Here is a 20,186-nt window from a genome sequence, read left to right on the forward strand (position 1 = left end):
AATATGAGGCAATTTGCCAGCGACTATAACTGCGCTCGCATAGTCCTTTAAAGATTAAAAAGCACTTTGCTTATTCCAGTTTTCTGAACAGTGCATTGCCACAGCGCGAGCAGAATGCGGCGCCATGTTCATGGCTGCTTTTCTTGCACACCGGGCAATCATGTTGCAGCTGTTCGCCGCGCATGGCGTTGGCCAGTTCCGCAGTGAAGATCCCGGTCGGCACCGCGATGATCGAGTAACCCGTGATCATCACCAGCGATGAAATCACCTGGCCCAACGGCGTCTTGGGCACGATGTCGCCGAAGCCAACAGTGGTCAGCGTGACGATCGCCCAATAGATGCCTTTGGGAATGCTGGTGAAGCCGTGTTCCGGGCCTTCGATCACGTACATCAATGTGCCGAACACCGTCACCAGGGTGCAGACGCTGACGAGGAACACCACGATCTTCTGCTTGCTGCCGCGCAGCGCCGACATCAAATAGTTGGCTTGCTTGAGGTACGGGCTGAGCTTGAGCACACGGAAGATCCGCAGCATCCGGATGATCCGGATAATCAGCAGGTACTGCGCATCGGCGTAATACAGCGCAAGGATGCCGGGCACGATCGCCAGCAAATCCACCAGCCCGTAAAAGCTGAACGCATAGCGCAACGGCTTGGGTGAACAATAAAGCCGCAGACCGTATTCGATGGCGAAGATGATCGTGAAGCCCCACTCGATGTACGCCAGCACATTGGCGTAGTTCTGGTGGATCGCGTCGATGCTGTCGAGCATCACGATGATGATGCTGGCGAGGATGATCAACAGCAGGATGCCGTCGAAGCGCCGTCCTGCCGTGGTGTCGCTTTGGAAAACCATGACGTAAAGGTCTTTACGCCAGTCTTTGCTGCTGTCCATGGATACCGCCTGAACCAATGATCAGCGAAGCCTAGGTTGATTCTCCCCAGTAGCGCAAGGCTCATGGGCGACCGAGGCTTTGCCGAGCTTTTGAGTGGCGATACGCAGCAGCCAGCAGGCGAGGATGAATGGCGCGGTCAGCGTGGGCATACCGACAGCCGCAAACATCGGCGTCAATAGCAGCGCCAAGGCTATGCCGGCCACCGGCAGCCACGACGGCTGGCGCTGCGAGCTGAAGGCGAGGGCGGCGAGAACGGCGTTATAGCTGCCGAGGCCCAGCAGAGCGGTGTAGAAGTCGTGGTTCAACAGACTCCAGCCCATGCCCGCGACAGATGCCAACAACGCCCAGCAGAATGCGCGGCGATCAGCGATCAGCAAACCGGCAGCAATCAACGCACCGGCCAGCGGATGCCCCAGGAACATCACCTGGCACAGGCCTTTGAATGGGGCGGCGAGCATGTTTAGCGTGTTGATTTCGATCAAATGCGCCGTCGTCGAAGGGGTGGCGAAACACAACAGCAGCCAGCTGATCCCCACGAAAGGTGCGGTGTAGGCAGGCAGGTATTGGCTGATCCGCACGCGTTTGAGCCACTGCTGGGTGATCATTGCGCTCAGACCGCCGCAGGCAATGATCACCAGAGGCAACATCGCGGACCAAGGGAAATACAGACTCAGCAGCAGGCCGAGCAAAACGCCGTTGTAGCTGAAGAGTCCGGCCTGACGGTCGGCCTTGGCGTAGCCGCGGCGCTGCGCGGTGAGCAGCCCGGCGACGCCACCGAGCAGCGCACCGCCAAGCAAGGCCGGCGCGGTAAAAAGAATCGCCAACAGGCACAGCAGACCGCACAGCGGATGGCGCTGGAGGAAGATCTGGCTGAAACCGTTGAGCAGGGCAGTCGCCCAATCGGGGCAGTGGGTGTTGAAGTGGTTGGCAGGCATGGCAGTTCTGAAAGTCAGTGAAACCGAGACGGCTGCATCGCCAGCAGGCCGGCTCCCACAGTGAATCTCCGTTCAGTCTTGATTCCGTGATCGACACAAAACCAATGTGGGAGCCAGCCCGCTGGCGATGAGGCCGGTATAGGCGCTCTAGATCAATGTCTCGATACGCAGTGAGTTAGTCGACCCCGGCTGCCCAAACGGCACACCCGCGGTGATCAATAAAGTGTCTCCGCGCTGCGCCATGCCTTGGGCCTGCGCAATCTCCAGCGCCGTCGAGCACACTTCGTCGACCTGCCGCAGCCGATCATTGACCACCGAGTGCACCCCCCACGCCACCGTCAAACGGCGCGCCGTCTGCAGGTTCGGGGTCAGGTTGAGGATCGGCACCGTCGGCCGTTCCCGCGCCGCACGCAAACTCGAGGTGCCCGACTCGCTGTAATTGACCAGCACCGCCACCGGCAGCACGTTGCTGATACGCCGAATCGCGCAGCTGATCGCATCGGAAACCGTCGCCTCAGCCTTAGGCCGGCTGACATCCAGTTGCGCCTGGTAGTCCGGGCCGTTTTCCACCTGACGGATGATTTTGCTCATCATCTGCACGGCTTCCAGCGGGTATTCGCCGGACGCGGTTTCCGCCGACAGCATCACCGCGTCGGCACCTTCGGCCACGGCGTTGGCCACGTCAGTGACCTCGGCGCGGGTCGGGGCAGGGGAGAAGCGCATCGACTCCAGCATTTGCGTCGCCACCACCACCGGTTTACCGAGCTGACGGCAGAGGGCGATGATGTTTTTCTGAATCTGCGGCACGCTTTCGGCCGGCACTTCCACGCCCAGGTCACCGCGAGCGACCATGATCGCATCGCTCAATTCGGCGATCTCGCGCAGCTGTGTCACGGCCGATGGTTTCTCGATCTTGGCCATCAAGAACGCCTTGTCGCCGATCAGTTCGCGGGCTTCGCGGATGTCTTCCGGGCGTTGCACAAACGACAGCGCGACCCAGTCCACGCCCAGCTCCAGGCCGAAGCTCAAGTCGCGACGGTCCTTGGCGGTCAGCGGGCTCAGGTCCAGCACCGCTTGCGGCACGTTCACCCCTTTGCGGTCGGACAATTCGCCGCCGTTGAGCACGGTGGTGTCGATGGCGTCGGCGTACTTGGTGACGACGCGAAGGCGCAATTTGCCGTCGTCGAGCAGCAGGTCCATGCCCTGTTCCAGCGCGGCGATGATTTCCGGGTGAGGCAAGTTAACGCGGCGCTGATCGCCGGGTGTCGGGTCGAGGTCCAGGCGCAGGGCTTGGCCGCGATGCAACTGCACTTTGCCCTCGGCGAACTTGCCGACCCGCAGTTTCGGGCCTTGCAGGTCCATCAGAATGCCCAGCGGGTAATTCAACTGGCGCTCAACTTCACGAATCCACTGATAGCGCTGGGCGTGGTCGGCGTGATCGCCGTGGCTGAAGTTCAGGCGAAAAATGTTGACCCCGGCCTGCACCAATTCACGGATATCGTCGATCCCGTCGGTGGCCGGGCCGAGGGTGGCGAGGATTTTGACCTTTTTATCAGGCGTCATGTTTAGGGCTCTCGAGGATCAGGATGGCGCGGAAGTCATTGACGTTGGTGCGGGTCGGCTCGGTGACGATCAGTGCGTCCAGCGCCTCGAAATAACCGTAGCCATTGTTGTTGTCCAACTCATCGCTGGCGCTCAAACCGAGGGCGGCGGCGCGGGCGTAGCTGTCCGGGGTCATGATTGCGCCGGCGTTGTCTTCGGAGCCGTCGATGCCATCGGTGTCGCCGGCCAACGCGTAGACGCCGGGCAGGCCTTTGAGGCTGTCGGTCAGGCTCAGGAGGAACTCGGCGTTGCGTCCGCCACGGCCATTGCCGCGCACGGTGACGGTGGTTTCGCCCCCGGACAGAATCACGCAAGGCGCCGCCAGCGGCTGGCCATGCAGGACGATTTGCCGGGCGATGCCGGCGTGAACCTTCGCCACTTCCCGGGATTCGCCTTCCAGGTCACCGAGGATCAGCGGGCTGAAACCGGCCTGACGGCATTTCACCGCTGCCGCTTCCAGGGATTGCTGCGGACGGGCGATCAATTGGAAATGACTGCGCGCCAGGCTCGGATCGCCCGGTTTGACGGTTTCCGATTCCGGGCTTTGCAGCCAGGTGCGCACCGAGGCCGGGACATCGATGCCGTAGCGTTTGAGGATCGCCAGGGCTTCGGCCGACGTGCTTGGGTCGGCCACGGTGGGGCCGGAGGCGATGACGGTAGCGAGGTCGCCCGGCACATCGGAAATCGCGTAGGTATAAACAGTGGCAGGCCAGCAGGCTTTGCCGAGACGGCCGCCCTTGATCGCCGAGAGGTGCTTGCGCACGCAATTCATCTCGCCGATGGTGGCGCCGGATTTGAGCAGGGCTTTGTTGATCGACTGCTTGTCGGCCAGGGTGATGCCTTTGGCCGGAAGGGCGAGCAACGCCGATCCGCCGCCCGAGAGCAGGAAGATCACGCGGTCTTCTTCGGTCAGGTTGCTGACCAGTTCCAACACGCGCTTGGCGACGGCTTGGCCAGCAGCGTCAGGCACCGGGTGAGCGGCTTCGACGACTTCGATTTTTTCGCACGGGGCGCCGTGACCGTAACGCGTCACCACCAGACCTGAGACTTCACCCTGCCAGCAGCGCTCGACCACCTGGGCCATCGCGGCGGCGGCTTTGCCTGCGCCGATGACGATCACCCGACCGCTGCGATCCTTGGGTAAATGGGCTTCGAGGACGTGTTGCGGATGGGCCGCGTCGATGGCTGTGGCAAACAGCTCGCGCAGCAGTTGTTGCGGATCGACCGACATGGCGGGCTCCCGGAATTCTTGTTATTGGGATAGAACAATCATCTATGGCCAAGCCCGGTCCCTGTGGGAGCTGGCTTGCCTGCGATTCAGGCGACGCGGTTTTTCAGGTAGACCGAGCTGATGCCATCGCGGGCAAGCCCGCTCCCACAAGGAACGGGCCAGCCTCTGATTGGCGTTACTTATCGCGAATCGAGAAATTCGCCATGTGTTCCAGGCCCTTGATCAGTGCCGAGTGGTCCCAGTTGCTGCCACCGATGGCCGCGCAGGTGCTGAACACTTGCTGGGTGTTGGCGGTGTTCGGCAGGTTGATGTTCAGCTCCTTGGCGCCTTGCAGGGCCAGGTTCAGGTCCTTCTGGTGCAGGCTGATGCGGAAGCCCGGGTCGAAGGTGCCTTTGATCATGCGCTCGCCGTGCACTTCGAGGATCTTCGACGATGCGAAGCCGCCCATCAGCGCTTCCCGCACCTTGGCCGGATCAGCACCGTTTTTCGAGGCGAACAGCAGCGCTTCGGCCACGGCCTGGATGTTCAGCGCGACGATGATCTGGTTCGCCACTTTCGCGGTTTGACCGTCACCGTTGCCGCCGACCAGGGTGATGTTCTTGCCCATCGCCTGGAACAGCGGCAGGGCGCGTTCGAAGGCATCGGCATCGCCGCCGACCATGATGCTCAGGGTCGCAGCCTTGGCGCCGACTTCACCGCCAGACACTGGCGCATCGAGGTATTGCGCGCCTTTTTCGTTGATCTTTGCCGCGAATGCCTTGGTGGCGGTCGGCGAGATCGAGCTCATGTCGATGACGATTTTGCCTTTGCCGACACCGGCGGCAACGCCATCTTCGCGGAACAGTACGTCGTCTACCTGTGGGGTATCCGGCACCATGATGATGATGATTTCAGCTTCCTGGGCCACTTCTTTCGGGTTCGCCAGGGCGACGGCGCCAGCGGCAACCAGGTCGGCAGGCGCGGCGTCGTGGTGCGCCGACAGGAACAGGCTGTGACCGGCTTTCTGCAGGTTCAACGCCATTGGGTGGCCCATGATGCCGGTGCCGATAAATCCGATTTTAGCCATGAGAAATTCCTCTTGTTTTTGTGTTGCTCAAGCAAATAGGGGGACTGCTTTGGGTGGGAGCGGGCTTGCTCGCGAAAGCGGTGGATCAGTCAACAGAGATGTTGAATGTCAGGGCCTCTTCGCGAGCAAGCCCGTTCCCACAGGGATCTGTGTCAGATCGCGTTATGAGTTTTCAGCCAGCCCAGACCTGCTTCAGTGGTGGTCAGCGGCTTGTATTCACAGCCGATCCACCCCTGATAACCGATGCGGTCCAGGTGTTCGAACAGGAAGCGGTAGTTGATTTCACCGGTGCCCGGTTCGTTGCGTCCTGGGTTGTCGGCCAACTGGATGTGGTTGATCTCGCCCAAGTGCGCGGCCATGGTGCGGGCCAGGTCGCCCTCCATGATTTGCATGTGATAGATGTCGTATTGCAGGAACAGATTGACGCTGCCGACCTGTTCGCGAATCGACAGGGCTTGCGCCGTGTTGTTCAGGTAGAAACCCGGGATGTCGCGGGTGTTGATCGCTTCCATCACCAGTTTGATGCCGGCCGCTTGCAGCTTGTCGGCGGCGTACTTGAGGTTGGCGACGAAGGTTTTTTCCACGGTGGCATCGTCGACGCCTTGTGGACGAATGCCGGCCAGGCAGTTGACCTGGGTGTTGCCCAGCACTTGTGCGTAGGCGATGGCCAGGTCGACACCGGCGCGGAACTCTTCAACACGGTCCGGCAGGCACGCGATACCGCGCTCACCCTTGGCCCAGTCACCGGCCGGCAGGTTGAACAGCACCTGGGTCAGACCGTTGGCATCGAGCTTGGCCTTGATTTCGGCTGAGCTGAAGTCGTAAGGGAACAGGTATTCGACACCACTGAAGCCGGCCTTGGCGGCCGCTTCGAAACGGGCGAGGAAATCCTGTTCGGTGAAGAGCATGGACAGGTTGGCTGCGAAACGCGGCATGGTGGTCTCCCGTGTATGTGTGGGGTCCCTTGTGGGAGCGGGCTTGCTCGCGAAAGCGGTGTGTCAGGCGGCATCAATGTTGAATGTGCCGCAGCCTTCGCGAGCAAGCCCGCTCCCACAGTGGGAACGATCAGCTGTTAATCGAGCAACGAAATCGCGGTTGGCGCATCGTTGCCGACCAGCGCCAGGTCTTCGAATTCGTTGACGGCGTTGATCTCGGTGCCCATCGAAATGTTGGTCACGCGCTCCAGAATAATCTCGACGATCACCGGTACCTTGAACTCTTCGATCAGTGCCTGAGCCTTGCGCAGGGCAGGCTGGATCTGACCCGGTTCGAACACGCGCAGTGCCTTGCAACCGAGGCCTTCGGCGACCGCGACGTGGTCGACACCGTAACCATTGAGTTCCGGAGCGTTCAGGTTATCGAAGGACAGCTGTACGCAATAGTCCATGTCGAAACCGCGCTGGGCCTGACGAATCAGCCCCAGGTACGAGTTGTTTACCACAACGTGGATGTACGGCAGCTTGAACTGCGCGCCCACCGCCAATTCTTCGATCATGAACTGGAAATCATAGTCGCCCGACAGTGCCACGACCTTGCGGCTCGGGTCAGCCTTGACCACGCCCAATGCGGCCGGAATGGTCCAGCCCAATGGACCGGCCTGACCGCAGTTGATCCAGTGACGCGGCTTGTAGACGTGCAGGAACTGCGCGCCGGCAATCTGCGACAGACCGATGGTGCTGACGTAGCAAGTGTCTTTGCCGAACACCTGGTTCATCTCTTCGTACACCCGTTGCGGCTTGACCGGCACGTTGTCGAAGTGAGTCTTGCGTTGCAGGCTGGCTTTGCGCTGTTGGCAATCTTGCAGCCAGGCGCTGCGGTTTTTCAGCTTGCCGGCGGCTTGCCACTCGCGAGCGACTTCGATGAACACGGTCAGCGCGGCAGCAGCGTCGGAGACGATGCCCAGGTCCGGGTTGAACACGCGGCCGATTTGCGTCGGTTCGATGTCAACGTGGATGAACTTGCGGCCTTCGGTGTACACGTCGATCGAGCCGGTGTGACGGTTGGCCCAACGGTTACCGACGCCCAACACCACGTCGGACTTGAGCAGGGTGGCGTTGCCGTAGCGGTGCGATGTCTGCAGGCCGACCATGCCGACCATCAACGGGTGATCGTCCGGGATCGTGCCCCAGCCCATCAGGGTCGGGATCACCGGGATGCCGGTCAGCTCGGCGAACTCCACCAGCAACTCGCTGGCGTCTGCATTGATGATGCCGCCACCGGCGACCAGCAATGGACGCTCGGCCTGATCGAGCATGGCCAAGGCCTTCTCGATTTGCACGCGGTTGGCGGTTGGCTTGGCCAGCGGCAGTGGTTCGTAGGCGTCGATATCGAATTCGATTTCAGCCATCTGCACGTCGAACGGCAGGTCGATCAGCACCGGGCCTGGACGGCCGGAGCGCATTTCGTAGAAGGCTTTCTGGAACGCGTAGGGTACTTGGCCCGGTTCCATGACGGTGGTTGCCCACTTGGTCACTGGCTTGACGATGGTGGTGATATCGACCGCCTGGAAGTCTTCCTTATGCATGCGCGCCCGTGGTGCCTGACCGGTGATGCACAAGATCGGGATCGAGTCGGCCGAGGCGCTGTAGAGCCCGGTGACCATGTCGGTGCCGGCAGGTCCCGAAGTCCCGATGCATACGCCGATGTTGCCGGCCTTGGTTCGGGTGTAGCCCTCGGCCATGTGCGAGGCGCCTTCAACGTGGCGAGCGAGGACGTGATCGATGCCACCGACCTTCTGCAAGGCGGAGTACAGCGGGTTGATTGCGGCGCCCGGGATGCCAAAAGCGGTATCAACCCCTTCGCGGCGCATCACCAGAACGGCGGCTTCGATTGCTCTCATTTTGCTCATGGTTTTGTGCCTCTTACGTTTTGTAATTGTATACAAGTGGCTTTGCGCAGAGTGTATTCACGGCGGACGGCGCAGGTCAATCCATTTTCTCAAGCGACTGTTTCATTCGTCGGAAGGCCGTTCTACTGTGGCTTTTCGTCGCATGTAGCGCTTTTCGAGAATTATTGTATACAAAAAAATAATTCATTGTGTTCTATTTGTTGCATCGGACTGCGGCACAACGGCGCAGCCCAACGGCTTTCCGAAAAACAAAATGAGGACGGCACCATGAGCGCTTTAACCTTGAAAGTCGCAGTCAGCCTGACCACTCAGGCCATCTCCGCTGCGCGTGCAATCTCGGCAGCCCCGTTAACCGTCGCGGTGCTGGACGCCGGCGGGCACCTGATCACTCTGCAACGCGAAGACGGCGCCAGCCTGCTACGCCCGCAGGTCGCCATCGGCAAAGCCTGGGGCGCCATCGCCCTCGGCAAAGGCTCGCGCCTGCTGGCACTGGACGCCCAACAACGCCCGGCCTTCTTCGCCGCGTTGAATAGCCTGGGGCAAGGCAGCGTCGTGCCGGCACCGGGTGGCGTGTTGATTCGGGATCAGGATGGGAATGTGCTGGGAGCGGTGGGGATCAGCGGGGATCTGTCGGATGTTGATGAGCAGTGCGCGATCAGTGCGATTGAGGCGATGGGGTTGAGGGCGGATGCTGGGGTTACTGCCTAGTATTGTTGTCGATTGATCTATCGCCATCGCGAGCAAGCTCGCTCCCACAATGGATTGGTTCGGGACACAAAAAGTCTGAACAACGCCGATCCACTGTGGGAGCGGGCTTGCTCGCGAAAGCAATCTCACAGACACATCCAGCTAAACGTCTGCCCCTCGGTTGCCAATTCACTGATCTAGCCTTCTCATGAACCCATCCATGAGAGAGGCAAAGGAATGCCTGATTTACCTGCTTCACATCGCCTGCGCATCGGCCGCTTTGCTGAACAGAATCGCATCTACCTTCTGACTGCCAATACTCTCAAGCGGGAGCCTTTTTTTGGGGATTACACCTTGGGAAGATTGGTAGTACACCAATTCAAACAAGCTCAGGATCAGGGGTTTGGCGAGTCATTGGCCTTCGTGGTCATGCCAGACCATTTTCACTGGTTGATTCAGCTACAAAGAGGATCGCTGGGCCAATTGATGTGCCAGACCAAATCGTTAAGTACTCGAACAATCAATGCCGCAACTGGCAGGACGGGCAGTCTTTGGCAGCAGGGTTTTCATGATCGAGCGTTGAGGCGAGAAGATGATTTGGTGAAGCTTGCTCGGTATGTTGTTGCGAACCCGTTGCGGGCTGGGTTGGTAGAGAAACTTGGCGACTATCCGTTGTGGGATGCGATCTGGATTTGATCTGAAACCGTGTTGCCGCCTTCGCGAGCAAGCCCGCTCCCACAGTGTTTGTGGTGGACACAAAATTTGTGAACACCCTTGATCCCTGTGGGAGCTGGCTTGCCAGCGATGGCTGCACCACCGTGTATCAGTCTGGCTCACACCCCTTCAACACCAACCGAATAATCGTCTGTGCCGCCGCTTCATAATCGGCCTCATCCAGTTTGTCCTTGCCGGTCACCGCAGAAATCTGCCAGTCGAAGTCGGCATAGGTCTGGGTCGCGGCCCAGATGCTGAACATCAGGTGGTTGGGGTCGATCGGGGCGATTTGGCCGCGGTCGATCCAGGTCTGGATGCAGGCAATGTTGTGCTTGGCCTGGCCGTTTAGTTGCTCGACCAGGTCGGCGCTCAGGTGCGGGGCGCCGTGCATGATTTCGCTGGCGAACACCTTCGAGGCGAAGGGCAGGTCGCGGGAGATGCGGATCTTCGAGCGGATGTAACCACTCAGCACTTCACTCGGCACCCCATCGGCGTTGAACGGCGTCGAGGCCTGCAGAATCGGCTCGATGATGCTTTCCAGGACCTCGCGGTAGAGGTTTTCCTTGGATTTGAAGTAGTAATAGACATTGGGCTTGGGCAAACCCGCCTTGGCTGCGATGTCGCTGGTTTTGGTCGCAGCAAAGCCCTTGTCGGCAAATTCTTCACTGGCGGCACGCAGGATCAGTTCTTTGTTGCGCTCGCGGATAGTGCTCATAAACCAGGGGGTTCCTTGCCTGTTCTGGCGGTTGCGCATGGTAGCACCGGGCTCGCGCGGCGCTCAAGAATGCCCCGTGTGGCGCTTGGCCGCGCTATGCTGCGCGGCATTCATTCAAGAAGGAAACCTGATTCATGGCAGGAAGCAGTTTGCTGGTGTTGATCGACGACATCGCTGCAGTACTCGACGATGTAGCGTTGATGACCAAAATGGCCGCCAAGAAAACCGCTGGTGTACTCGGCGATGATCTGGCGCTCAATGCCCAGCAGGTCAGCGGTGTACGCGCCGAACGGGAAATTCCGGTGGTTTGGGCGGTCGCCAAAGGCTCGTTTCGCAATAAATTGATCCTGGTGCCGTCGGCATTGGCCATCAGCGCGTTCATTCCCTGGTTGGTCACGCCGCTGTTGATGGTCGGTGGCGCGTACCTGTGTTTCGAAGGTTTCGAGAAACTCGCCCACAAGTTTCTGCATAGCCAAGACGAAGACCAGGCTGAACATGCCGAGCTGGTCGAGGCGGTGGCCGATCCGGCGGTCGATCTGGTGGCGTTCGAGCAGGACAAGATCAAAGGCGCCGTCCGTACGGATTTCATTCTGTCGGCGGAAATCATCGCGATCACCCTGGGCACGGTGGCGGATGCGTCGTTGACCCAGCAGGTCATCGTGCTGTCGGGCATTGCCATCGTCATGACCATCGGTGTTTACGGGTTGGTCGCGGGCATCGTCAAGCTCGACGACCTGGGCCTGTGGCTGACTCAGAAACCCGCACAGATGGCCAAAAGCATCGGCGGCGCGATTCTGCGTGCAGCGCCTTACATGATGAAAAGCCTGTCGGTGATCGGCACGGCGGCGATGTTCCTGGTCGGCGGCGGGATTCTGACCCATGGCGTGCCGGTGGTTCATCACTGGATTGAAAGCGTGAGTGCAGGGGCGGGCGGTGCCGGGTTTATCGTGCCGACGTTGCTGAATGCGGTGGCGGGGATTGTGGCAGGTGCGGTGGTGTTGGCGGGGGTGATGGTGGTCAGCAAACTCTACAAGGCGCTGAAAGGCTGAAGCCGGACACTGCCCAAATTGTGGGAGCGGGCTTGCTCGCGAAGGCGGCTGCAAGTTCAGCATTGATGTAACTGACAGATCGCTTTCGCGAGCAAGCCCGCTCCCACATTGGTTTGGTGGTGTTTGAAACATCCTCATGAAAAAGGCCATTCGACTCGCATCGAATGGCCTTTTTTGTTGCCGCCGGATTTACTCGGCGATCTGCAACTTGCGCGACTCGGTGTAGACGTAACGCACTTTCTCGTACTCGAACGGCGAGTTCAGTTGGCCGTAACGGAAGCCGGTCTGATAGCGCTTGTCGATACTGCGCAGGACCCAGATTTCCGGGTGGTTTTCGCTGACTTGCGCGACGTTCAGGAAGTTGATCGCCGACTCGGTAGTGAAGTCCACGGCCAGGCCACCCGTATCGCGGATGTTCGAAGGGCCGAGGATCGGCAGCACGAAGTACGCGCCACCCGGTACACCGTAGAAGCCCAGGGTCTGGCCGAAGTCTTCGCTCTGGCGCGGCAGGCCCATGGCGGTAGCCGGGTCCCAGAGGCCGGCGATGCCGACGGTGGTGTTGAGCAGCAGGCGCGCGGTGGTATCCAGCGAGCGCTTGCCCTTGAACTGCAGCAAGCTGTTCACCAGGTTCGGCACATCGCCCAGGTTATTGAAGAAGTTGCTGACGCCGGTGCGCAGGAAGCTTGGTGTGATGTAGCGATAACCGTCGACCACCGGCAGGAACACCCATTGGTCGAAACGGTAGTTGAAGTGATAAACCCGACGGTTCCACTCTTCCAGCGGGTCATAGACCGCCAGCGCGTTGAGTGTCGAGCGTTCGAACTCGCGCTGATCCAGCCCCGGGTTGAATTTGAGTTTGCTCAACGGCTCTTTGAAGCCGTCAGTGCCGACCACGACAGGAGCGTTGGCTTTGCTGTTGTCGGCATTAGCGACGCCTGCACAGAGTAACGCTGCGATAAGCAGGAGATATTTAGCCACGGAAAAACTCCAGCATGGCGTCGCTGTTGACGCGGTAGTTAAGGTTGCCGCAATGGCCGCCCAATGGATAAACGGTCAAGCGATCACCGAAGGTCTTGCGCAGGAAGCCAAGATCGCCAGGGCCGAGAATCACATCGTCTGCGTTGTGCATGACGGCGATCTTCGGGCTGTCGTGCAGGTAATCCTTGAGGGCGTACAGGCTGACCTGGTCGATCAGTTGCAGCAGGCTGCCGCCGTCGGTGCGGGCACGCCACATCGGGATGACTTGCTCGGTGATATAGCAATCGAAGTCGCATTGCAGCGCACGCTTGAGGAACGGCGTGAGGCTGGTGCCTTCGGTAATCGGGTATTTAGGCGGGGTGATCAGGCCGCGACGGTTGATCAGGTCCGAGGTGAAGGCAATGTCGGCCGCCGAGAAGCGGAACGAAGTGCCGATCAGCATGGCCATTTGTTCGTTGGTCAGGTGCTGCTTGGACTGCTGAAAGTCGTAGAGCAGGGCATCGTTGAGGTCGATATAGCCCTTCTGCTGGAAGTAGCGGGTCAATTTGTTCAGCACCAGTTCATAGAAGGTGGTGCTGTTGTTGATGCCCTTGACCTCGGTCTGGACCAGCTTGTCCAGGTTGGTGATCGAGGTGTAGAGGTTGACCGGAGGGTTGAGCAGCAGGACTTTCTTGAAGTTGAAGCTGCGGCGGGTTTCGTCCAGGTGCGCGACGAATGCCGCATCCAGTGCGCCCAGGCTGTAGCCACTCAGGTAGTAATCGGTGACGGGAACGTTCGGGTTTTGCGCCCGCACGGCCTGCATCACCCGGTACATGTCTTCGGCGTCTTCCTTGGTGATACCGGGTGTGGCAAAGCGTGAGGCTGCGCTCATGAAGTCGAAGCTGGTGGGCGACGACAGTTGCACCACGTGGTAGCCGGCCTTGTAGTAGAGCTTTTTCAGGTATTCGTTGATGCTGCTGTCATAGCGCGCGCCGGTACCGGCGATCAGGAAGATCAGCGGTGCGGCTTTTTCCTGGGTGGCGATGCGATAGGTCAGTTTTTTGACCGGCCAAAAGTTGTCCGGCAGTTGAAATGCCCGCTCCGGGCGCAATGTCACGCTGCGTGTCTGCTGATCGATGTCGTCGTCCAGCGGTAACTCCGGACGCAGGTCCGGTGGCGTCGTGGCGATAGTCGCCTCGAACGGGTTGGTCAGGGGATAGCCATAACTGGCAGCGTCGATGTCGACCGCCAATGCGGACGCACTTAATATCAGGCCGCCAAATAGGGCGGCGAAGCGCAAGGAACGGAGCATGACTGAATCCCTTAGGGAAAGGTGCCGAATGAAGTTCGCAGGCTATGACCACCGCGATTGCGCCAAAGTGCCATGCCTCGGCACCAATCAGGCCTAATTTGGGGGTAATAGTAGCTAGACGATACACTTTGCAGCGAATGCGTGACCAATTATCTGCTTTGCGCGGTTGCTTACCGCTGTGGGGAGATTAAGCTGGCCGCCGTTTTCGTTTATTGGAGTGCTTCATGTCCCGCCGTCTGCCTGTGATTCTGCTGCTCGTTTTACTGCCTTTATGGCTGGCCGCCAGTTATGGCGCGCGATATGGCTTCATGGAGGATGCGCAGTGGGTCGGCTTGTGCGTGGACGAGGCAAGCCGCTGGGAATGCCAGGTTCGTTCCAGCCTGGGGTTGATGATTCACTTCAAGGTATTGGGCTTTGCCGCATTGGCCGCAGCGATCATCGGTTTTGCGGTGCCGGGCCGGGCAGGGTGGTGGTTGGCGGTACTGGCGCTGGTGTTCGGGTTTCCGGCGTTGGCGTTGTACAACACGACGTTGGCGGTGTTTGCAGTGGTGATTGGCGGTTTGCGTCTGGTCCGGGCTTCTCGCAGCGCTTGATGCTCCGTCATCGCGAGCAGGCTCGCTCTCACCCTTAACCGCGTTCGGTCAATTGTGGGAGCCTGCTCGCAATCAGGTCACCAAGGCCGCTGAATGTCAGCTCTTGCGAACCCGCAAGCAGCGCCACAACGCTGCCACCATCAGCACGCTCACCAGCGCCCAACCCCAAGCCTGCTGGTTCTGCAAGCCTTCACGGAACAGTTGCGGCGCGATGCCCGCACCGACGATGAAGGTCAGCAGCGCGATTTCACGACGCGGTACGCTCACCGGTCGGCACAGGTAAACCAGGGCCGGAAGGATGAAGGCGACGCTGGGGAAGCTGCGATAACGCGGATCGAACACCAACTCCAGCATCATCACCGCCGCCGCAAACCCTGCGGCAGCGACCAGCCATCCAGCGCGACGCTCCAGCGCATTGAACGCCCGTTCACGCCAGCCGGTGCGGGCACTCAGGGTCAGTGCGGCATGGGCCAGCACCAGCAGGTTCAAGCCGGTCAGCAACGCCACCCATAGCCATTCACTGGCAAAGCGCGTGGTGACACGGGCCAGATCACCCCAGGCTCCAATCGAACAGGCAGCCAGGGCACCGAACAGCGGCAACACCAGCGCGGCGCGAGTGCTGCGTACACGCCCGCCCAGCATCAGCGTGGCGAGAAAGATCAAGCCGCCGACTGCCAGCCACTGCGACCAGTACGGCACGTTCGACACCGGACCGGCCAGCACGCCCTTGTCCTGACGATCGGCATCGAACAGACCCCAATAGCCGCCGACCGCGCCTTCGCTTGCGCGTTTCCATGGCTGGTCAAAAGCTTCGATGAGGTTGTAATGCCAGCCTTGTTGCTCGGCCATGATCACGAAGTTGCGAATGAACTTGGCTTCATTGACCCGGCTCGGCAGGGCGGTCTCGCGCTGACGGCCTTCGCTCGGCCAGCCGGTTTCGCCAATCATCACGTCCTTGGGCGCGAATTTGTTACCAAACACCTGGCGCACTTCAGCCACATGCTGCAGCGCAGCATCGATGTTCGAAGGATCATCTTCCCAGTAGGGCAGCAAATGGATAGTCAGGAAATCCACCGCCGGCGCGACTTCCGGGTGCTTGAGCCAGAATTCCCAGACGTCCGCATAAGTGACCGGCTGCTTGACCTGGCTCTTGACCTTGTTGATCAGCTTGGCCAGTTGCGCCCCGGTGACTTCCTTGCGCAGCAAGGTTTCGTTGCCGACGATGACCGAGGTCACCACGTCCGCGTTGGCATTGGCCGAGGCGATCAGCAGGTCGACTTCTTTCTCGGTATCCACCGGGTTGCTGTTGACCCAGGCTCCGATCATCAACTTCAGTCCATGCTTGCGCGCCAGGTCGGGCAGGGCCTCAAGGCCGGTCATGGAATAGGTGCGGATGCATTCAAAGCTTTTGGCCAGCAGCGCGAGGTCGGCGTCCATGCGCTCGGGGCGCAATTTGAACGGCTGATCGAAGGGCGACTGGTCCTTGTCGAACGGGGTGTAGGAGGCGCATTGCAGCTTGTGCGTTGCGCTGGCTACGTCCGGCAAGATGACCGGTTTGCCGAGGCCGTACCAGAAGCCGGCGAGGGCAAACAGCCCCAGCAGGCAAGCAAATAAATAGGCAAGGAAAGGGAAGCGGGATGTCGCGGACATGGTCAGGCCGTCTGGGAACAAAGCCGCGCATGTTACCTGTATTTGCCCTGTGCTTGGTGGCCTGCATGATTTTGACATGCAAAGTTCGGGCGGATTGGCTGGAACGATTTCTGTGCTCTAGATTAATGGCGATCTGATGTCGTTTCTCGATGGCTTGAGGTCGCTGACAGAGCAGGTCGTCGTTGTCGTCAGGTTGATTATCGAGGCGTCAGTACTCCACTGATGTTCGAGCGAGTTTGCGGTGGGCGTGATGGGGGCGCTGTGCACCATAACAATACGTTGACGCGACTCGGCATCCGTCGAGCGCAGCACTTTCGGGGAAGTAACGATGAAGATGCGACGACTCTTGGGCGCAGGTGCCGCTTTGGTGCTGGCGATCAGTTCTACTATAGCCAGCGCCGAAGCCAAAGAAGTGACTATCGGTTATGTCGACGGCTGGTCGGACAGTGTTGCCACGACCAACGTGGCCGCTGAGGTGATCAGGCAGAAACTCGGTTATGACGTGAAACTGCAAGCAGTTGCCACCGGGATCATGTGGCAGGGCGTGGCTACTGGCAAACTCGACGCCATGATGTCTGCGTGGCTGCCTGTGACCCATGGTGAATACTGGACCAAGAACAAGGACCAGGTTGTCGATTACGGTCCGAACTTCAAGGACGCGAGAATCGGCCTGATCGTGCCGGAGTACGTCAAAGCCAAATCCATTGATGACCTTAAAACCGACGACAGCTTCAAAAAACGCATCGTTGGCATCGACGCCGGCTCGGGCGTGATGATCAAGACCGAACAGGCAATCAAGGATTACGACCTGACCGGGTATCAACTCAAGGCCAGTTCCGGCGCCGGCATGATTGCCGAGCTGACCCGTGCCGAGAAGAAAAACGAATCCATTGCTGTTACCGGTTGGGTGCCGCACTGGATGTTCGCCAAGTGGAAACTGCGCTTCCTGGACGACCCGAAAGGCGTTTACGGCGCGGCTGAAACCGTGAACAACATCGGCAGCAAAGAACTGGCAACCAAAGCTCCGGAAGTCGCCAAGTTCATGAAGAACTTCCAGTGGGCGTCGAAAGACGAAATCGGCGAAGTCATGCTGGCGATTCAAGATGGCGCCAAGCCTGAAGCCGCTGCGAAGGATTGGGTGGCCAAACACCCTGAGCGCGTTGCAGACTGGACCAAATGATTTGAGCTGACGCTTCTGGTCAGCCGCTTCCAGGGCCCCTTGGCAGTAATGCCAAGGGGCCTTTTTCATTTTTTCGGATCAGGGGGGCAAAGCAGGCTGATTAATATTTGCTGGAAAATGGCCAGACCGTCATGTCGTTCTAATACTAAGGTCGTCTGGAACCTCTTCCGCAGCCGCATAGAGTGGATAACGTTCCAACTTTAATCTGTGCTGCGAGGATAAAAACAATGAACGACAGCATTTACCTCTCGATTCAAAATAGCCCGCGCTTCAAGGAGCTGGTTAGCAAACGAGAAAGATTCGCCTGGATACTTTCAGCGATCATGCTTGGGCTTTACTCCGGATTCATTCTTCTGATTGCTTACGGGCCGCATATTCTAGGGGCGAAAATCAGTCCCGAGTCCTCTATTACCTGGGGAATACCAATTGGTGTGGGATTGATCGTCTCGGCGTTTGTCCTGACCGCCATCTATGTACGACGCGCCAATGGTGAATTCGACGACCTGAACAATGCGATTCTCAAGGAGGCTCAGCAATGATCCGGCGTTTAATGGCTCTATTGAGCATCGCAGCCTTTGCACCTGGCGCTTGGGCGGCTGAAGCCCTGACTGGCGAAGTGCATAAACAACCGCTCAACGTTTCCGCGATTTTGATGTTCGTGGCGTTTGTCGGCTTGACTCTGTGCATTACCTACTGGGCTTCCAAGCGTAACAACTCGGCGGCTGACTACTATGCGGCAGGCGGCAAGATCACTGGCTTCCAGAACGGTCTGGCCATTGCCGGTGACTATATGTCGGCAGCGTCTTTCCTGGGTATTTCCGCCCTGGTGTTCACCTCTGGCTACGATGGCCTGATCTATTCGATCGGCTTTCTGGTGGGCTGGCCGATCATTCTGTTCCTGATCGCCGAGCGTCTGCGTAACCTGGGTAAATACACTTTTGCCGACGTGGCGTCCTATCGCCTCGGGCAAACCCAGATTCGCACGCTGTCTGCTTGCGGTTCGCTGGTGGTGGTGGCGTTCTACCTGATCGCGCAAATGGTCGGTGCCGGCAAGCTGATCCAGCTGCTGTTCGGTCTGGACTACTACGTTGCGGTGATCCTGGTCGGTATTCTGATGTGCATGTACGTGTTGTTTGGCGGCATGCTGGCGACCACTTGGGTGCAGATCATCAAGGCAGTGTTGCTGCTGTCCGGCGCCTCGTTCATGGCACTGATGGTCATGAAGCACGTCAACTTCGACTTCAGCTTGCTGTTCTCCGAGGCGATCAAGGTTCACCCTAAAGGTGAAGCGATCATGAGCCCGGGCGGTCTGGTGAAAGATCCGGTTTCGGCGTTCTCTCTTGGCCTGGCACTGATGTTCGGTACCGCGGGCCTGCCGCACATCCTGATGCGCTTCTTCACCGTGAGTGACGCGAAGGAAGCTCGCAAGAGCGTGCTGTATGCCACTGGCTTCATCGGCTACTTCTACATCCTGACGTTCATCATCGGCTTCGGCGCGATCTTGCTGGTCAGCACTAACCCTGCCTTTAAAGATGCGGCTGGCGCGCTGTTGGGCGGCAACAACATGGCGGCGGTGCACCTGGCCAACGCGGTGGGTGGCAGTATTTTCCTCGGCTTCATCTCGGCGGTGGCGTTCGCGACCATTCTGGCTGTTGTGGCCGGTTTGACCCTGGCCGGTGCTACGGCGGTGTCTCACGACCTTTATGCCAGCGTGATCAAGAAGGGCAAGGCCAACGACAAGGACGAGATCCGCGTTTCGAAAATCACCACGATCTGTCTGGGTGTGTTGGCGATTGGTCTGGGCATTCTGTTCGAAAGCCAGAACATTGCGTTCATGGTGGGCCTGGCGTTCTCCATCGCGGCGAGCTGTAACTTCCCGGTGCTGTTGCTTTCCATGTACTGGAAGAAGCTGACGACTCGCGGTGCGATGATCGGTGGCTGGTTGGGTCTGGTGAGTGCTGTTGGTTTGATGGTGCTGGGGCCAACCATTTGGGTGCAGATTCTGCATCACGAGAAGGCTATCTTCCCGTATGAGTACCCTGCGCTGTTCTCGATGGCAATTGCGTTTGTGGGGATCTGGTTCTTCTCGATCACTGACAAGTCAACGGCTGGTGTGAATGAGCGCGCGCTGTTCTTCCCGCAGTTTGTTCGTTCGCAGACTGGGTTGGGGGCGAGTGGGGCGGTTTCGCACTAAGGTTTCGGGTTTATCTGTGTCATTGCGTTAAATACAAATGCCCTGGTCGTGAGATCGGGGCATTTTTTTTTGTGGGCGGTTATCGGATTGTTTGTGGGTGGGGATGTTTATCGTGGCGGCCTTTGGGCCGACCATGTTTTGGGTTGATTGGGTGTATATCCGTTGCTGCGGTAACGGCCACTTAGGGTTTCGCCCTGACGGCGACTCACTTTTTTTGACAAACGCCTCAAAAAAAGTAAGCAAAAAAAAGGCTCGCCCCGACGTCCGGCCCCTCGCTTAGGCTCGGTGTTCCTTCGCTCCGGCATTCATCTGGGGGCATCGCCTCCGGTCGGCTTCGCTTCGACCTCCTCTCGATGTGTGCGGCTTCGCCGCACGGCGCTACGCGCCTGCCCCCCAGATGAACGCCTCCACTCAGCCTCCCGAAGGGGCGGGTAGATCAAAAGCCAGATCAAGATCAAGATCAAGAGTTGCAGGCGAGCTACCGCTCGGCCTGTTGAGTGGTGAGAAGCGGGTGGTACACCATGATTTATTGTAGGAGCTGGCCTGCCGGCGATGGC

At 59.2% G+C, this 20,186-nt stretch carries 18 protein-coding genes; 7 read left to right on the plus strand and 11 right to left on the minus strand.

Annotation, left to right across the window (positions count from 1 at the left end; genetic code table 11):
• Positions 1-70: 70 nt before the first annotated feature.
• The 7 genes from K5K95_RS17005 to gcl form a co-directional block, all read right to left on the minus strand.
• Positions 71-895 carry an ion transporter gene (locus K5K95_RS17005; RefSeq protein WP_222585269.1) on the minus strand — a complete coding sequence of 275 codons (825 nt, stop codon included), beginning with the start codon at positions 893-895 and terminating at the stop codon, positions 71-73.
• A 21-nt stretch (positions 896-916) separates the two neighbouring features.
• Positions 917-1,831, minus strand: a complete 915-nt coding sequence (locus tag K5K95_RS17010) for an urea transporter (protein ID WP_222585270.1) — start codon at positions 1,829-1,831, stop codon at positions 917-919.
• Positions 1,832-1,978: 147 nt separating this feature from the next.
• Positions 1,979-3,394: a pyruvate kinase gene (gene pyk, locus K5K95_RS17015; RefSeq protein WP_222585271.1), complete on the minus strand. Its 1,416-nt coding sequence runs from the start codon at positions 3,392-3,394 to the stop codon at positions 1,979-1,981.
• Positions 3,384-4,664 (minus strand): glycerate kinase, encoded by a 1,281-nt coding sequence (locus K5K95_RS17020; protein ID WP_222585272.1) that lies wholly within the window; start codon positions 4,662-4,664, stop codon positions 3,384-3,386. The genes pyk and K5K95_RS17020 overlap by 11 nt, the downstream gene beginning before the upstream one ends.
• Positions 4,665-4,839: 175 nt before the next feature.
• The gene (locus tag K5K95_RS17025; protein WP_222585273.1) at positions 4,840-5,730 is read right to left on the minus strand and encodes a 2-hydroxy-3-oxopropionate reductase; all 891 of its coding nucleotides are present in this window, start codon (positions 5,728-5,730) and stop codon (positions 4,840-4,842) included.
• A 152-nt stretch (positions 5,731-5,882) separates the two neighbouring features.
• A complete protein-coding gene (gene hyi / locus K5K95_RS17030) occupies positions 5,883-6,665 on the minus strand; it encodes a hydroxypyruvate isomerase (RefSeq protein WP_222585274.1) in 783 nt (260 codons plus the stop codon).
• Positions 6,666-6,802: 137 nt separating this feature from the next.
• Positions 6,803-8,578: a glyoxylate carboligase gene (gene gcl / locus K5K95_RS17035; protein WP_222585275.1), complete on the minus strand. Its 1,776-nt coding sequence runs from the start codon at positions 8,576-8,578 to the stop codon at positions 6,803-6,805.
• A 267-nt stretch (positions 8,579-8,845) separates the two neighbouring features.
• Here gcl and K5K95_RS17040 point away from each other — a divergent pair, with 267 nt between their 5' ends.
• Both K5K95_RS17040 and K5K95_RS17045 read left to right on the plus strand, forming a co-directional pair.
• Positions 8,846-9,286 (plus strand): GlcG/HbpS family heme-binding protein, encoded by a 441-nt coding sequence (locus K5K95_RS17040; RefSeq protein ID WP_222585276.1) that lies wholly within the window; start codon positions 8,846-8,848, stop codon positions 9,284-9,286.
• Between the two features lie 216 nt (positions 9,287-9,502).
• Entirely contained in the window at positions 9,503-9,961 is a 459-nt protein-coding gene (locus tag K5K95_RS17045) for an REP-associated tyrosine transposase (RefSeq protein ID WP_222585277.1), read from the plus strand.
• Between the two features lie 127 nt (positions 9,962-10,088).
• On the opposite strand, the gene K5K95_RS17050 is transcribed toward K5K95_RS17045, so the two are convergent.
• The gene (locus tag K5K95_RS17050) at positions 10,089-10,694 is read right to left on the minus strand and encodes a TetR/AcrR family transcriptional regulator (protein WP_222585278.1); all 606 of its coding nucleotides are present in this window, start codon (positions 10,692-10,694) and stop codon (positions 10,089-10,091) included.
• Between the two features lie 134 nt (positions 10,695-10,828).
• Here K5K95_RS17050 and K5K95_RS17055 point away from each other — a divergent pair, with 134 nt between their 5' ends.
• Positions 10,829-11,743, plus strand: coding sequence for a DUF808 domain-containing protein (locus tag K5K95_RS17055; RefSeq protein WP_222585279.1), 915 nt, complete (start codon positions 10,829-10,831; stop codon positions 11,741-11,743).
• 189 nt (positions 11,744-11,932) lie between these two features.
• Here K5K95_RS17055 and K5K95_RS17060 read toward each other — a convergent pair whose 3' ends face one another.
• Positions 11,933-12,721, minus strand: coding sequence for a VacJ family lipoprotein (locus K5K95_RS17060; protein ID WP_222585280.1), 789 nt, complete (start codon positions 12,719-12,721; stop codon positions 11,933-11,935).
• Positions 12,714-14,012, minus strand: coding sequence for a serine/threonine protein kinase (locus K5K95_RS17065; RefSeq protein WP_222585281.1), 1,299 nt, complete (start codon positions 14,010-14,012; stop codon positions 12,714-12,716). The genes K5K95_RS17060 and K5K95_RS17065 overlap by 8 nt, the downstream gene beginning before the upstream one ends.
• Positions 14,013-14,236: 224 nt before the next feature.
• Between K5K95_RS17065 and K5K95_RS17070 the strand changes: the two genes are divergently transcribed.
• Complete coding sequence (locus tag K5K95_RS17070) at positions 14,237-14,605, plus strand: hypothetical protein (RefSeq protein WP_222585282.1); 369 nt, start codon at positions 14,237-14,239, stop codon at positions 14,603-14,605.
• Positions 14,606-14,701: 96 nt separating this feature from the next.
• Here K5K95_RS17070 and K5K95_RS17075 read toward each other — a convergent pair whose 3' ends face one another.
• Positions 14,702-16,255 carry a beta (1-6) glucans synthase gene (locus tag K5K95_RS17075; protein WP_261397991.1) on the minus strand — a complete coding sequence of 518 codons (1,554 nt, stop codon included), beginning with the start codon at positions 16,253-16,255 and terminating at the stop codon, positions 14,702-14,704.
• Positions 16,256-16,583: 328 nt separating this feature from the next.
• On the opposite strand from K5K95_RS17075, the gene K5K95_RS17080 reads away from it, so the two are divergent.
• From K5K95_RS17080 to K5K95_RS17090, 3 genes are all read left to right on the plus strand, one after another.
• Positions 16,584-17,435, plus strand: a complete 852-nt coding sequence (locus tag K5K95_RS17080; protein ID WP_222585283.1) for a glycine betaine ABC transporter substrate-binding protein — start codon at positions 16,584-16,586, stop codon at positions 17,433-17,435.
• A 227-nt stretch (positions 17,436-17,662) separates the two neighbouring features.
• Positions 17,663-17,974, plus strand: a complete 312-nt coding sequence (locus K5K95_RS17085) for a DUF485 domain-containing protein (protein ID WP_201118703.1) — start codon at positions 17,663-17,665, stop codon at positions 17,972-17,974.
• Positions 17,971-19,629, plus strand: coding sequence for a cation acetate symporter (locus tag K5K95_RS17090; RefSeq protein ID WP_222585284.1), 1,659 nt, complete (start codon positions 17,971-17,973; stop codon positions 19,627-19,629). The genes K5K95_RS17085 and K5K95_RS17090 overlap by 4 nt, the downstream gene beginning before the upstream one ends.
• Positions 19,630-20,186: the final 557 nt, after the last annotated feature.

The organism is Pseudomonas sp. DR48 (assembly GCF_019823085.1).
Taxonomy (GTDB): Bacteria; Pseudomonadota; Gammaproteobacteria; order Pseudomonadales; family Pseudomonadaceae; genus Aquipseudomonas.

Excerpts from the sequence above, each read along its gene's own strand:
- K5K95_RS17005 (WP_222585269.1), bottom strand. The coding sequence starts at position 895 with ATGGACAGCAGCAAAGACTGGCGTAAAGACCTTTACGTCATGGTTTTC.
- K5K95_RS17010 (WP_222585270.1), bottom strand. The coding sequence starts at position 1,831 with ATGCCTGCCAACCACTTCAACACCCACTGCCCCGATTGGGCGACTGCC.
- pyk (WP_222585271.1), bottom strand. The coding sequence starts at position 3,394 with ATGACGCCTGATAAAAAGGTCAAAATCCTCGCCACCCTCGGCCCGGCC.
- K5K95_RS17020 (WP_222585272.1), bottom strand. The coding sequence starts at position 4,664 with ATGTCGGTCGATCCGCAACAACTGCTGCGCGAGCTGTTTGCCACAGCC.
- K5K95_RS17025 (WP_222585273.1), bottom strand. The coding sequence starts at position 5,730 with ATGGCTAAAATCGGATTTATCGGCACCGGCATCATGGGCCACCCAATG.
- hyi (WP_222585274.1), bottom strand. The coding sequence starts at position 6,665 with ATGCCGCGTTTCGCAGCCAACCTGTCCATGCTCTTCACCGAACAGGAT.
- gcl (WP_222585275.1), bottom strand. The coding sequence starts at position 8,578 with ATGAGCAAAATGAGAGCAATCGAAGCCGCCGTTCTGGTGATGCGCCGC.
- K5K95_RS17040 (WP_222585276.1), top strand. The coding sequence starts at position 8,846 with ATGAGCGCTTTAACCTTGAAAGTCGCAGTCAGCCTGACCACTCAGGCC.
- K5K95_RS17045 (WP_222585277.1), top strand. The coding sequence starts at position 9,503 with ATGCCTGATTTACCTGCTTCACATCGCCTGCGCATCGGCCGCTTTGCT.
- K5K95_RS17050 (WP_222585278.1), bottom strand. The coding sequence starts at position 10,694 with ATGAGCACTATCCGCGAGCGCAACAAAGAACTGATCCTGCGTGCCGCC.
- K5K95_RS17055 (WP_222585279.1), top strand. The coding sequence starts at position 10,829 with ATGGCAGGAAGCAGTTTGCTGGTGTTGATCGACGACATCGCTGCAGTA.
- K5K95_RS17065 (WP_222585281.1), bottom strand. The coding sequence starts at position 14,012 with ATGCTCCGTTCCTTGCGCTTCGCCGCCCTATTTGGCGGCCTGATATTA.
- K5K95_RS17070 (WP_222585282.1), top strand. The coding sequence starts at position 14,237 with ATGTCCCGCCGTCTGCCTGTGATTCTGCTGCTCGTTTTACTGCCTTTA.
- K5K95_RS17075 (WP_261397991.1), bottom strand. The coding sequence starts at position 16,255 with ATGTCCGCGACATCCCGCTTCCCTTTCCTTGCCTATTTATTTGCTTGC.
- K5K95_RS17080 (WP_222585283.1), top strand. The coding sequence starts at position 16,584 with ATGAAGATGCGACGACTCTTGGGCGCAGGTGCCGCTTTGGTGCTGGCG.
- K5K95_RS17085 (WP_201118703.1), top strand. The coding sequence starts at position 17,663 with ATGAACGACAGCATTTACCTCTCGATTCAAAATAGCCCGCGCTTCAAG.
- K5K95_RS17090 (WP_222585284.1), top strand. The coding sequence starts at position 17,971 with ATGATCCGGCGTTTAATGGCTCTATTGAGCATCGCAGCCTTTGCACCT.